Origin of the sequence: Flavobacterium sp. (assembly GCF_050696275.1) — a bacterium.
In the GTDB taxonomy this organism is placed as follows: domain Bacteria; phylum Bacteroidota; class Bacteroidia; order Flavobacteriales; family Flavobacteriaceae; genus Flavobacterium.
The window spans coordinates 1-11993 of sequence record NZ_JBOGUT010000016.1; the positions used below are offsets into that span (position 1 = coordinate 1).

17 protein-coding genes and 2 tRNA genes are annotated in these 11993 nt (G+C 34.7%); 18 read left to right on the forward strand and 1 reads right to left on the reverse strand.

All coding sequences use genetic code 11. The features are described 5' to 3' along the window. Positions 1-91 precede the first annotated feature (91 nt). Together ACRDEC_RS09375 and ACRDEC_RS09380 are read left to right on the forward strand one after the other, a co-directional pair. Positions 92-164, forward strand: a tRNA-Lys gene (locus tag ACRDEC_RS09375). 40 nt (positions 165-204) lie between these two features. Next, positions 205-287: transfer RNA gene (locus tag ACRDEC_RS09380), tRNA-Leu, on the forward strand. Positions 288-371: 84 nt separating this feature from the next. Here the strand turns inward: ACRDEC_RS09380 and ACRDEC_RS09385 are convergent. Further along, complete coding sequence (locus ACRDEC_RS09385) at positions 372-1079, reverse strand: S24 family peptidase (RefSeq protein WP_431498079.1); 708 nt, start codon at positions 1077-1079, stop codon at positions 372-374. 364 nt (positions 1080-1443) lie between these two features. On the opposite strand from ACRDEC_RS09385, the gene ACRDEC_RS09390 reads away from it, so the two are divergent. From ACRDEC_RS09390 to ACRDEC_RS09465, 16 genes are all read left to right on the forward strand, one after another. After that, a complete protein-coding gene (locus ACRDEC_RS09390; protein ID WP_431498080.1) occupies positions 1444-1722 on the forward strand; it encodes a helix-turn-helix domain-containing protein in 279 nt (92 codons plus the stop codon). Continuing rightward, a complete protein-coding gene (locus ACRDEC_RS09395) occupies positions 1715-1963 on the forward strand; it encodes a hypothetical protein (protein WP_431498081.1) in 249 nt (82 codons plus the stop codon). The genes ACRDEC_RS09390 and ACRDEC_RS09395 overlap by 8 nt, the downstream gene beginning before the upstream one ends. Then, positions 1951-3054, forward strand: a complete 1104-nt coding sequence (locus ACRDEC_RS09400) for a recombinase RecT (RefSeq protein WP_431498082.1) — start codon at positions 1951-1953, stop codon at positions 3052-3054. The genes ACRDEC_RS09395 and ACRDEC_RS09400 overlap by 13 nt, the downstream gene beginning before the upstream one ends. A gap of 2 nt (positions 3055-3056) precedes the next feature. Next, positions 3057-5174, forward strand: coding sequence for a DNA translocase FtsK (locus ACRDEC_RS09405; protein ID WP_431498083.1), 2118 nt, complete (start codon positions 3057-3059; stop codon positions 5172-5174). A gap of 12 nt (positions 5175-5186) precedes the next feature. Then, a complete protein-coding gene (locus ACRDEC_RS09410) occupies positions 5187-5567 on the forward strand; it encodes a DUF3127 domain-containing protein (protein WP_431498084.1) in 381 nt (126 codons plus the stop codon). 11 nt (positions 5568-5578) lie between these two features. Then, on the forward strand, positions 5579-6379 hold the full coding sequence (locus tag ACRDEC_RS09415) for a DUF1376 domain-containing protein (protein WP_431498085.1): 801 nt from the start codon (positions 5579-5581) through the stop codon (positions 6377-6379). A 2-nt stretch (positions 6380-6381) separates the two neighbouring features. Then, entirely contained in the window at positions 6382-7440 is a 1059-nt protein-coding gene (locus ACRDEC_RS09420) for a hypothetical protein (protein ID WP_431498086.1), read from the forward strand. Positions 7441-7508: 68 nt separating this feature from the next. After that, entirely contained in the window at positions 7509-8081 is a 573-nt protein-coding gene (locus tag ACRDEC_RS09425; RefSeq protein ID WP_431498087.1) for a DUF6445 family protein, read from the forward strand. A 4-nt stretch (positions 8082-8085) separates the two neighbouring features. Further along, positions 8086-8331, forward strand: coding sequence for a hypothetical protein (locus tag ACRDEC_RS09430; RefSeq protein WP_431498088.1), 246 nt, complete (start codon positions 8086-8088; stop codon positions 8329-8331). 40 nt (positions 8332-8371) lie between these two features. Beyond that, on the forward strand, positions 8372-8623 hold the full coding sequence (locus ACRDEC_RS09435) for an HU family DNA-binding protein (RefSeq protein ID WP_431498089.1): 252 nt from the start codon (positions 8372-8374) through the stop codon (positions 8621-8623). Positions 8624-8675: 52 nt separating this feature from the next. Then, on the forward strand, positions 8676-9167 hold the full coding sequence (locus ACRDEC_RS09440; protein ID WP_431498090.1) for a DUF2829 domain-containing protein: 492 nt from the start codon (positions 8676-8678) through the stop codon (positions 9165-9167). Between the two features lie 33 nt (positions 9168-9200). Continuing rightward, the gene (locus tag ACRDEC_RS09445) at positions 9201-10256 is read left to right on the forward strand and encodes a nucleoid-associated protein (protein ID WP_431498091.1); all 1056 of its coding nucleotides are present in this window, start codon (positions 9201-9203) and stop codon (positions 10254-10256) included. 1 nt (position 10257) lies between these two features. After that, positions 10258-10554, forward strand: a complete 297-nt coding sequence (locus ACRDEC_RS09450; RefSeq protein ID WP_431498092.1) for a hypothetical protein — start codon at positions 10258-10260, stop codon at positions 10552-10554. Positions 10555-10556: 2 nt separating this feature from the next. Further along, positions 10557-11195: a hypothetical protein gene (locus ACRDEC_RS09455; protein WP_431498093.1), complete on the forward strand. Its 639-nt coding sequence runs from the start codon at positions 10557-10559 to the stop codon at positions 11193-11195. Positions 11196-11201: 6 nt separating this feature from the next. Next, complete coding sequence (locus ACRDEC_RS09460; RefSeq protein ID WP_431498094.1) at positions 11202-11447, forward strand: hypothetical protein; 246 nt, start codon at positions 11202-11204, stop codon at positions 11445-11447. Between the two features lie 75 nt (positions 11448-11522). After that, on the forward strand, positions 11523-11984 hold the full coding sequence (locus ACRDEC_RS09465) for a hypothetical protein (RefSeq protein ID WP_431498095.1): 462 nt from the start codon (positions 11523-11525) through the stop codon (positions 11982-11984). Positions 11985-11993 lie beyond the last annotated feature (9 nt).

Sequence of the window (11993 nt, forward strand, 5' to 3'; positions counted from 1 at the left end):
TGGTAGAGCACATCACTTTTAATGATGGGGTCCTGGGTTCGAGCCCCAGCCAGGTCACAAAAAAAGACTACAATTTATTTCCTGAAAGCACGACTTGGTAGCTCAGTTGGTAGAGCACATCACTTTTAATGATGGGGTCCTGGGTTCGAGCCCCAGCCAGGTCACAGAAAAGTCGAACAGCAATGTTTGACTTTTTTCATTTACGGCCACGTGGAGAAACGGTAGACTTGCCATCTTGAGGGGGTGGTGCTCGAAAGGGCGTGTGGGTTCAAATCCCACCGTGGTCACTTTAAAATTTTATAACCTCCTTTATTAATAAGTAATTTTGGAGGTTTATACTAACCTGGCGCACAACATTCCGCACAACCTGTTTAGAACTTTATTCTACGCTCCACAATCTTCTTTACAATAAACAATTGCAGCACATCATCCATGCTGATATCATAATCCCTATATGCCGAGTTGAACGATCTGCAGGAAAGAATCCTGTTTTGAGAATCCTCTTTTATTATTTGCTTACACACTAATCCTTCCCGGGAAACTATTACAAATAAATATTGAAGATAAGGTAATTTGGAATTGGATTCCCATTCCTTAACCAATAACTTATCACCATCACATATCGACCGGTTGGTCCCATCATCCATACTTGTTCCGGTAATCTCCACTACTGTAAAATTTCCTTTTTCGAATTCCTTCGGAACCAATATTGTTTGAAGATCAATACCATTTACTCCTTCAAGACTGCTAAGATATCCTGCCTGGGCCGCAACCGGTAAATATTTGGCCTCCATAAATTCCCCAAAAGGAACCTGCACTACTTCCTTACTATAACCAGAGTTCTTCTTGGTAAACTTAAACTTCCCCTCTCCCGAAAGAACCCAGTCCCTATCTAATCCTAATTTTTCACAAATCAAATTTATGTATACATCTTTTGTAGTATTCCTGGTAAACGCTGTATTTAATGCTGCACCAGTTGCACCTTCTCCTATCAACTTGGCTAATTCTGTATAAGTTATTCCTGCTTGTTTTTTGGCATAATTCAATCTTTTGCCAACTGTGTCCAATATATTCTCCATAAAAATTATTTAGAACTATTATAAATTATAATAGATTCCATGCGTTTTGTTATATTATGTTTGTTTTTGTAAGTTTTTGTAATTAATATTGCTATTCATTAGCATATACTTACAATACAAATATATACAAAATCTAACAACTGTATTATGGCTGGGAAAAATTTAATACACAAACTATCCAATACTCAACTGTCCAACGACCTCACAAAGGAAAAAGTTGGGGAAAAACTTATTTCTGAGTATTTGAAAAAAAGTAACTCCTACGAAAGATTGGTTGAGATTGCTGTCTTGGCCTATAATCTGCAAATACCACAATTAGACTTTTTTATACAAAAAATTGAATTAAACCTAAATATCATATAAAATGGCAGATACACTTCAAGTTGAACTATCTCCGGAAACAATAAAATCTATTGCAAAATGTGTTGTAGATCTTATTTCCAAAAAAGAAGAAACCGCAATTGGTTTCGATTCTGATGGAAATGAGAAGCAATATACAATCAAGGAAGTTGTTGCAAAAACTAAAAAAGGACGATTAACGCTATACAGCCACATAAAGAAAGGATTTCTCGTTGCTTCAAAAACAGGAAAATCATTTCTAATAAGTCACTCTAATCTTCAAAAATACCTAAACAATGAGTAAATTCTTCACTACTACCAACACTTCAGAAGTTAAAGAAATAACTGCTGAGCTGATCCGCCAAGGCTTCATCGAACAAGAACCTTGCGGCGATACAAACAATCTTTTCATAGATACAGTAAATAAGATTTTCTGGTACTGCAATGATGATTGTATGAAAAATAATAAATCAATTGTCAAATTCCATCTTGAAGAAACAATCCAGCAAGCAACCTTAAAAATCATCCAATCATGGCAGAAATAAACCAGCAACGAAGCACAGCTCCCACCGGCGTAAAATCACTATCCACTTTCCTAAATTCGGATTCAATAAAAAATAAGTTCACCGAAATATTAGGACAAAAAGGAGTCGGTTTCATTTCTTCAGTTTTAACTGTTGTTAATTCCAATAACCTATTAAAAAATGCTGACCAAAATAGTATTTATACCGCCGCATTAATAGCTGCTTCTTTAGACCTTCCAATAAATCCAAATCTTGGCTTCGCTTATATTGTTCCTTACAATGAAAGTTATTTAGAAAATGGTGCTTGGAAAAAAAGACAAGTTGCTCAATTTCAAATGGGATACAAAGGTTTTGTTCAACTTGCTCAACGTTCTGGACAATATTCCTTAATAAACTCAACCGATGTAAGAGAAGGAGAACTAAAACACTTCAATAGGCTGACAGGAGAAATGGTTTTTGAATTTATACAAAATCCCGCTGAAAGACTTTCAAAAGAAATAATAGGATATGTAAGTTACTTCCAACTTACTAATGGATTTGAACATTCATTTTACATGACAAGTGATGAAATGTTAGCTCACGCAAAAGAATATTCTCAAACCTTCAAAAAAGACGGCAAAGGTCTTTGGAAAGACAAATTTCCAATGATGGCACTAAAAACCGTTACAAAATTGAATTTATCTAAAAATGGACCTTTATCAATCGAACTTCAAAGAGCAGTTTTGGTTGACCAGGCAGTAATTAAATCTGATTCCTTCCTTGATGATCCTGAAACGATTTGCATAGAAACTGAATATGCAGATAACCAGGAACAAACCAAAGAAGAGAAAGTTGATGATAAAAAACTAGCCATGAAAGAAAAAAAAGAAGCGGCAGCCAAAAAAGAAGATACTAAAAACCAAGAACCGCCTTCCGGAGAAACTTCACCAGAAAACGAACAAGATATGTATGTTAGGATTTCCGCTTGTAAAACCCTTCCCGAACTAAGTCTCTTAGCTAAAGAAATTCCATCTGACGACTTTGATTTAGCGATAGCCTTAGACAATAAGAAAAGAGAGTTGTCTAATCCACCAAGCGGTGATTTATTCAATGCTAAAGAAAAAATGGTATAGCCATGAGTATCTATAAAACATATTCAAACGATCAATTAGAGAACCATCTATCTCAATTTCTTGTAAGCAATTGGTCCTACTCTTCTGCGTCAGCTTTTGCCCGCAATCCAAAGGCGTATGAAATGCAATACATCTATGGTTACCGGGCCAAATCCTCTGCAACTACAATAGCAGGTCAAGCATATCATAAAGCCTTAGAAATGTATTTTGCTATGATGAAGCAGAATGAAGTACTTCCGGATTTAGTAACTCTTGAACAAATTGCTTTTGACTATATCGAAGATGTAGATGCCCGGGATTGGAAACTCCAAAAGACAACTCCATCGATAGCCGATTGTGTTACAAAAGCAACTTCAACGGTATCTGACCTATTAATAAATTTCCTCAAAGATATTTCTGTTTATACAGATGATATCGAAGAAATATTAGATGTTGAATATTTTGGTAAAAACCAATTTATTACACTTAATGGGGTAGACATTCCTTTACCTATGAGTTTTCGTACAGATGTTGTTGCCAGATTAAAATCAGGAAAAGTAGTTGTAATTGACCATAAATCCAAAGGAACCTATACCAATGAAGCAGATATAAAACTAGCTGCAGGTAAACAAGCCATCACCTACGCAATAGGATATGAATCAGCTACCGGCATTAAAATAGATGAAGTTTGGTTTGTTGAAAACAAATACTCTCAAAACCGGGATAAATCCCCGCAGTTAGTCAAATTTATTATTCCCGTTAGTGACATCAACGAAAGAAGATATTTTGAAGCAATGCTATACGAAAGTGTTCGTGGATTGATTTATGCGGTTAATGATCCCGATTACATTTACATAATCAACGATAGTGATAACCTGATTGACCTGGCTGAAATCTATGAGTTCTGGAACAAAACCCTGTTATCAGAAATTGAAGACTTCGATGTAGATCCATCAAAAAAAGAACTGATTTCCAAAAGACTGAAAAAAATAAAAGACACAGGTATTAAAACCATTAATCCTAACGTCATTAAACAATTTCGTAAAAAAGCTGCTGAATTTATACAGTACGATTATTCCAATAAAGACATGACACAAGAAGAAAAAATAGAGCATGTATTACGTGGTTTTGGTACCATTGTAAAAGTTGCCAAAAAATTTAACGGTTATTCATCCGATACCTATTTACTTTCAATTGATGCCGGCACGAAAATTTCATCTATTCAGGGCCATAAACTTGATTTAGCCAACGCTCTTAATGTAAATACAGTCCGTATATCCCAAACATTGAAAGTATGGGAAGGCCGAGCTTATTTAGCTATTGAAGTATCTAAAAAAAGGGAAAAGGATTTGCTTTTCAATAAAAAAGACTTGGTTGGGTATAAAATTCCAATTGGTAAGGACAACTTCGATAATATCATCTATTGGGATCTTGAAAATCACTCTTCTCCACATGCCTTGGTTTGCGGCTCTACTGGTTCAGGAAAATCAGTTGAACTACTTTCTATGGTTGAATACATGAAACTGGCAAAAATAAAGGATATAATCATCCTAGATCCAAAATATGAATTTACCCAGATGAATATTTCAGGTGTAAAAGTCATAAGCGACATTTTGGAAATTGAAGAATTTATGATTTCCGCTGTAGAAGAAATGAATGAGCGTGTTAAGAAAGGTGGAAAACACCCATTTAAAACTATCATTTTCGACGAGTTTGCCGATGCTCAGGCTCAGGCCCGTTCAGGAAAAGAGCTGGATCTTTATGAAAACAAAGAAGTTGGATATTACAAATTGTCTACGGCAGCTATTTTAGCTGGTGCTGAACCACAAGCAAAAGTTGAAAGGGTTCTTGTAGGACAATTAAAATCACTTGAAGAAAATCTTCGTATCCTTCTTCAAAAGGGGCGTTCTGTAAACTATAGAATTTGTGCAGCCACACAAAGAGCCTCTGCAAAGATTATAACTGGCGATGCAAAAGCAAACTTTCCTGTCCAGATTTGCTTCCGTGTACCAAAAGAAATTGACAGCCGTGTTGTTTTAGACGAACCAGGAGCTGAAAGTTTAGCCGGTATGGGCGATGGTCTTATAAAATCTCCGGATTATCAAGAATTAGTCAGATTTCAAGCTTATTACAAACCATAATTTACACATAAAATGGAAGTTTCAGGAAAAATCAAAGATATATTACAGGAGCAACAAGTATCAGCTAACTTCAAAAAACGGGAATTAATTGTAACAACTGACGAGCAATACCCTCAGCAGATCCTAATAGAATTTCACCAGGACAAATGTGATTTACTAAATCAATATGAAATAGGCTGGAATGTAAAAGTACACATCAATTTAAGAGGCCGGGAATGGGTGAATCCTCAAGGAGAAACAAAATATTTCAACTCTATTCAAGGTTGGAAAATTGAAAACATGAATCAACGTAGCCAACAAACTGCTGCATCAACACCAGCTGTTCCTCCGGCCGAAACATTTGCTCCGGCCACAAATTTTAACGAAGAAGAACACGACGATTTACCATTCTAAACCAAAAAACTATGAGCAAAGATCCTGCAGTATTAATTTATATTGATAAATGGATTGCCTCAACAAATGATTTAAAAGCATCATGGAGGGCATGGTATTTTGATTTATTGCTTTATCAATACGATCATGGTACCATTCCGGAAGACGAAGATACCATTTATGGAATATGCAGAGTTCGACCAAGTGAATACCAAGAGTTTAAGCAAATGCTTAACCAAGTGCTTAAGCAAAAGTTTAAGCAAACCGAGGTGGGGCTTGTGAATGATGTCATGAATTCTGTCTTGAAAAGCAGAAATGACTTTAAAGAAAAAAGATCGCAATCCGGAAATATTGGAGTGATAATAAAAATGGCTAAAACCTTTGATTTTATTGACGATTCTATTATTGAAAAACTTAAAAACTATCTATATAATATTTCATCTGAAGAAATTGAAAAATTAAAAAACAAGCATTTGTTAAAGCAAATGGTTAAGCATTTGCTTAACCTATATATAGATAAAGATGTAGATATAGATAAAAGTATAGATATAGATATTAAAGCGGAAAATCAAAAAATTTCAAAAAACGAAATTTATGGGAAAGAAGTTTTATTAAGTCAGAGCTGGATAGAAACTATTGCTATGCAAAACAAAATTTCCATTGAAGATGTTCCAACATGGATTTCTGAATTCAATAAGAAATTAATTTCAGAATTAGATACTAAATTTTCCAAACAAGACTATGCTTCCCATTTTTCAAGATGGTTGCCCCAGGAAATTAAAAAAGTGCAAAAAACGTCTGATAAAGATCAAACATTCACAACAAACAGGTAATTATGGCAAAACAAGTCAAACAACAGGAATTTGCAAACTTGACACCAGAACAGTTAAAAGAGAAATACAGCCATCTTTCCAAAGAGGATATTGATTTTATAACCGTAAAGGATAAACTTCTTGTAAATACCGGGGGAATTGGAATTCACAAATACATTTCCTTGAAAGAAAAACAAAAACGGTTTGATCTTCATAATGAAACTAATGATTTAAGAAATCACCTGTTTCTAACTAAAGAAGAAGAAAATCAAATTACCGAATTTGAAAAAGACAAAGCAATAACTGATGAAGCAGCCATAATCAGACAGGCCGAGTATTTAAAATCCGTGAGGTCTAACGAACCGAAAGTATATGAAACGACCAAAGGTGTTGAAATCAATAAAAAAACACTTTACGTGGCTTTTAAACAGGTTTTCTTTGAATTGAACGGATATCAGTACATAGAAACCCCGGAATCACTAAAAAATATTGAAGCTGTTGTAAAATACTTCGCTAAAGACCCTGATTTTTTCAACTGTTCAACCCTGATAAAAAACATCGATGGTGTGGCTGTGGTTCCAAGTTTTGATAAAGGCCTTTTGATTGTTGGTAATTACGGAAACGGAAAGTCAACAACAATGAAATGCTTCGAAATTTTCATCAATCATAACTTCAAAATAGCAATTGATAAAAAATGGGATAATGCCCACGAATGGAAAAGAATCCGTTTTTCAATAGCAAATTGCCATAACCTGATTTCAGAATACGAAGGGCTGTCCAATCCGGAAGCTAAGAAATTATTTTTCGAGAAATACAGCGGCTTCCGATATTCTTTTGATGATTTAAAAAAAGAGAAAATCGCTAGCAACTATGGTTTGATAAATATCATGCAAGCAATACTTGAGAAAAGACATGATGGCAACAAAATAACCTTCGCAACGTGTAACTATCCAGAAAATCATCCAAATGATTTAAGCAAAGCACTACTTGAATTTGGAGAAAAATACGGCGGGCATATTTACGATCGTCTTTTCAAAATGTTCAACATCATAGAGTTTAAAGGAAAAAGTTTTAGGAAATAATGGAAAAAAAGGAATGTAACGGTACTTGCGAATTCTGCGAGTGCAGCAAAAAAACTAAATAGTCAGTTATGAGAATAGAAGATGATTTTTTACCAGAGGAATTTTTTAAAGGCCTGCAGTACTACTGCAATAAAAACGATTTTAGGATTGTCCAGGCTGGTGATAAATTTTTCTCTGTTTTAGAAACACCACAAGAAATAGTTGAGTGTATCCATGAAGAAGGTCACGAATTGATATTAAGTTTCATTCGGGAAGCTTACGATGGTTTTGATAATGATTTAAACATTCATGCTGACGGTATTATCACCACTACTGTCGATGATGATGTTATCCATAAAAAATGTGCTGTTGCCAAAGTATTATACATCAACAACACACAAGGCGTTACTGAAAACGGGACCTCTTTTTGGAAACACCCTCTTCATGGGCTGGAATTACCAGAAGATGTTACAAATGAAGAATTTGACAGAATGCTTACCGAAGATGCCAATAATCTTGATTTATGGGAACAAACCGGCTATGTAAAATCAAAACCAAACCGGCTATTGACATACAACAGTAATACTTTCCATTCCAAATGGCCAAAAAACATTGATCACGGCCGCCGAGTGGTGTTGGTTGCTTTCTACTCTAAAAAATAAAACTATGGCACTGTATTCTAAAAATATAATGGTGGAAGCTATACAATACACTGGAAAAAATGCGGATGAAGTTATACTTTTTTCAAAAGGACAATTAAAACAATCTCCCATTTATTCTCACTTGATTCACGTCATTAGTGGAGACATACTTCAAATCGGAGATTATTTAGTATACGATTCTGCCAATGGTTTAATGAAAATACAAAAACTATGCGCCTTCGAATCGGAGCATCAAAAAATTCAAAAATAATCAGAACCTCGCGAAGTAAAGGGAATCGCTAATATCAATTATGAATAAATCAGATTTAATCAGTAGAGTTTCCGAAAACACAAACGTGTCAAAGGTACAAGCAAAAGAAATCATCGATGCCACTTTTGCTGCAATTGAAAAAGGAGTTAAGGAAGATGGCCGTGCGGTGTTCGCTGGGTTTGGAACCTTTAATACAGTAACTCGAAAAGCCAGAACTGGAAGAAATCCACAAACCGGTCAACCGATTGAAATTCCGGCGAAAACAGTAGTCAAATTCAAACCGCAAATTTAATTCAAACACATTTTTGAACCTCACGATGCTATAAGGTTAATCGTTTTTTATTATGAACAATAACTTAAATTTTGGACAAGCTATTGAGGCCTTAAAAAAAGGACATAAAGTAGCAAGAGAAGGCTGGAACGGCAAAGCAATGTATTTATTTATGCAAGTAGGAAATACTGTTGCCAAAAATTTCATCCCAAATTTTAAATCACTTCCTGACAGTGTAAAAGATCATTTAACAACGTTGAAGAAAGATGTAGTATTCAATTCGAGTATTACGATGTTCACCGCTGCACAGGAAATGCAACCAGGCTGGCTGGCTTCCCAAACAGATATGCTATCCAATGATTGGGTTGTATTATCAGACGATTATGTTGCTGAAAAAAAATACTCAGAAAAAGAGCTTACTGATTTTGGGTTTTATATGGTTTCAGGTCAAAGAACCAGAAGAATTATAGAATGCCACAATCCAGATGAAAAAATTTCAATAGAAGAAAAATTAACATCTGTTTATGATGCTGATTTTAGAAACTGGCAAAATTCAAAACAATAGTAACCGACTGGGAAAGTCAAATTTTAAACGAATATGATAAATTTATATAATACTACCATCGAAACATTGTCACTTCACAAAATTGGCAACAAATCCAGAAACGAGAATATGGTTTTAAGCGATGAACCATATCGCTTAAACGATGAAATTCTACCACTTATTAAAGAATTTTTCTTTAAACCATTTCGTGATAAAGAAGAAAATTACTTCCAATTCGCCCACGAAGTAGATTTAGAGTATAATGATATGTTCAGATGGGCAACTGATATTTTCGATAATCCAGAGAAAGCTCATGCAATTTCTAGACTTATTACAGGTCACCTATTTCAACAATCAAACCACCCGCATATTAAAAACGGTGAAGTTTACATGGTTTATTTAAGAAACCTATCAATCGACAACAATGTAGTTGATGGTATCGGAATTTTTAAAAGTGAAATCAAAAGTGATTTCTTAGAGATTGATGAACACGACAACAACCTTGAAATGATTTTGAAGCAAGGTATTTCACTTGATAAGCTTGATAAAGGTTGTATAATCTTCAATTACAAAAAAGAAGAAGGTTACAAGATACTTACAATTGACAGCAACCGCTACGATGCGCGCTATTGGTTGGAGCACTTCCTTTCTGTTGATGCATTTCAGGACGAAAACTTCATGACTAAAAAATACTTGAAGTTCTGCCAGGACTTTGCCAAGGAAGTAGTGTTGCCGGCCGAAGACAAAAAAGAGGAAGTAATGTTTATGAACCGGGCCGTGAACCACTTCGCCAAAAACGATCAGTTTGAAGAAAGTAATTTCTTGAATGAGGTAATCGATAATCCGGATCTGATTTCTGAGTTCAAAAGCTACAAAGTAGACAAAGGTGAGAAATACAGTATTGAAGATTTAACCACCTTCCCTATTTCCAATACTGCAGTGAACGACATGAGGAAGGCTTTCAAAAACGTCATTAACCTTGATACCAATATTCAAATAAAAATGGATTTTGTCAACCCGGAAAGCGCCGAAAAATTCATTGAAAAAGGTTGGGACGAGGAAAAACAAATGTATTACTACCTGGTGTATTTCAACAAAGAAATTAAATAACATGGAAAAGTCAAAACTATATTTTAAAAGCATAGATGATACTATGTGTCAAGAATTAGATTTTTTTATTCATGATGCTAAACTTGAAGAATTAACAGAAATAACATTAATAGAAGCTGTTCCTGATAATAATACTTCTGATCATATTTGGTGTACAGCAGATGGAGAATGTGTAGAAAGAAGTAGATGTAAAAAATCACAATGTGAATCATACGAATCAAAAAGCGGCAGAGGTGTATGTGAGCACAGAGGACATTTATACCATCATGGAGAAGAAGTAAAATTTAAAGTAGAATAATCATGAAAAACAGATACGGGCAATTGCCAAAGCCGATAGGGACTTATCAAGTACAGCCAACAGAAATGATGTTTTACCAGGATATGCCGATAAAAATGAAAAGGTATTCAACACCTCTTTATGAAGATAGAATTTCTGTTTTTAATGAAATTATATTGGCTGCTATTGATGATTTCATTAAAATATATGGAATAGAGCAATACATAAACACTTATGTTTATTTATCTGTAAAACATCTGTTTCAACCTGTAAAAGAACCATTTAATAGACCAGGTTGGCATTGTGATGGTTTCATGACAAATGACATCAATTACATTTGGAGCGACAAGAACCCGACTGTTTTTAATTTTTCTGAATTTATTTTAACACAAAATGATTCCATTTCCATTAAAGAAATGGAAATTCAGGCAAATCCAGAGAATAATTTTATTTATCCTGAAAATACCCTTATTAGACTAAATCAATATAATGTTCATAGGGTGGCTGATGTTACTGAAGCCGGAATGAGAGCGTTTATAAAAATTTCATTTTCTACTGATAAATATAATTTAGTTGGGAATAGCCATAACTATCTGTTGGATTATAATTGGGAAATGCAAGAAAGAAATGTTGATCGAAATATTCCCCAATCAAAAATATGACCAAAAATGGCTAAATATAAAGGATATCAAAAACAAGAATACCTTAGAGGCAAACCGGAATTAAATCTGATTTTAAACGAAAGGAGATTGCTTATTTCAGCTTTAATCATGGCCAATTGGGACACTGAAAAAGCTTATAAAATGAATTATCCTACAGAATATGTCAGCATTGATGCCTATAGGAAATCTTTGAAAAAGCACCATATTCTTTTGAAAGAAAAGAAGATTTTGAAATTCAGTGAGATCAACTAAAATCGTAATTTAACACAAAACTACTCGGAAGAGTAGTTTTTTTATTACATTTGGTTCAACCTTAAACCCTTTTGTATGAAAAAATTGTTTTTACTTTTAGCGGCGATATCACTTTTTGCCTCGTGTTCTAAAGACGATAATCCAAGTTCAGAAACCGAATACGAAACCATAACTAACATAGATCAATTAGCCGGCACCTGGAAACTTAATGCAAAAACAAATTCTGGCAGCTCTACCAATACGGCCACAGCATGTGATTTGCAATATGGTAAGTTTGTGTTTAGCGCAAGTGTTGTGGAAAACAGAGGCTTTTCCGATGTTTCCGGATGCTCGGACCAGTCCTATACTTACAGTAGTGCAAGTATTGCCAGCGGCCAGCTGGTATTAATACGAAGCGGTACCGAAACAAAATACTACCTGAAGAAATCCGGAGGAAGTTTATGGATTACAAAATATTCAACATTGACTTCTGGAAGCCCCACACCAGTGATAATACCGACTGGTAGCCAAGTTACCAACTATTACATCAAACAATAAAAAAACGCC

What these genes read in the sequence shown, in the direction of transcription:
- ACRDEC_RS09385 (WP_431498079.1), bottom strand. Translation starts at nt 1,079, where the DNA reads ATGGAGAATATATTGGACACAGTTGGCAAAAGATTGAATTATGCCAAA.
- ACRDEC_RS09390 (WP_431498080.1), top strand. Translation starts at nt 1,444, where the DNA reads ATGGCAGATACACTTCAAGTTGAACTATCTCCGGAAACAATAAAATCT.
- ACRDEC_RS09395 (WP_431498081.1), top strand. Translation starts at nt 1,715, where the DNA reads ATGAGTAAATTCTTCACTACTACCAACACTTCAGAAGTTAAAGAAATA.
- ACRDEC_RS09400 (WP_431498082.1), top strand. Translation starts at nt 1,951, where the DNA reads ATGGCAGAAATAAACCAGCAACGAAGCACAGCTCCCACCGGCGTAAAA.
- ACRDEC_RS09405 (WP_431498083.1), top strand. Translation starts at nt 3,057, where the DNA reads ATGAGTATCTATAAAACATATTCAAACGATCAATTAGAGAACCATCTA.
- ACRDEC_RS09410 (WP_431498084.1), top strand. Translation starts at nt 5,187, where the DNA reads ATGGAAGTTTCAGGAAAAATCAAAGATATATTACAGGAGCAACAAGTA.
- ACRDEC_RS09415 (WP_431498085.1), top strand. Translation starts at nt 5,579, where the DNA reads ATGAGCAAAGATCCTGCAGTATTAATTTATATTGATAAATGGATTGCC.
- ACRDEC_RS09420 (WP_431498086.1), top strand. Translation starts at nt 6,382, where the DNA reads ATGGCAAAACAAGTCAAACAACAGGAATTTGCAAACTTGACACCAGAA.
- ACRDEC_RS09425 (WP_431498087.1), top strand. Translation starts at nt 7,509, where the DNA reads ATGAGAATAGAAGATGATTTTTTACCAGAGGAATTTTTTAAAGGCCTG.
- ACRDEC_RS09430 (WP_431498088.1), top strand. Translation starts at nt 8,086, where the DNA reads ATGGCACTGTATTCTAAAAATATAATGGTGGAAGCTATACAATACACT.
- ACRDEC_RS09435 (WP_431498089.1), top strand. Translation starts at nt 8,372, where the DNA reads ATGAATAAATCAGATTTAATCAGTAGAGTTTCCGAAAACACAAACGTG.
- ACRDEC_RS09440 (WP_431498090.1), top strand. Translation starts at nt 8,676, where the DNA reads ATGAACAATAACTTAAATTTTGGACAAGCTATTGAGGCCTTAAAAAAA.
- ACRDEC_RS09445 (WP_431498091.1), top strand. Translation starts at nt 9,201, where the DNA reads ATGATAAATTTATATAATACTACCATCGAAACATTGTCACTTCACAAA.
- ACRDEC_RS09450 (WP_431498092.1), top strand. Translation starts at nt 10,258, where the DNA reads ATGGAAAAGTCAAAACTATATTTTAAAAGCATAGATGATACTATGTGT.
- ACRDEC_RS09455 (WP_431498093.1), top strand. Translation starts at nt 10,557, where the DNA reads ATGAAAAACAGATACGGGCAATTGCCAAAGCCGATAGGGACTTATCAA.
- ACRDEC_RS09460 (WP_431498094.1), top strand. Translation starts at nt 11,202, where the DNA reads ATGGCTAAATATAAAGGATATCAAAAACAAGAATACCTTAGAGGCAAA.
- ACRDEC_RS09465 (WP_431498095.1), top strand. Translation starts at nt 11,523, where the DNA reads ATGAAAAAATTGTTTTTACTTTTAGCGGCGATATCACTTTTTGCCTCG.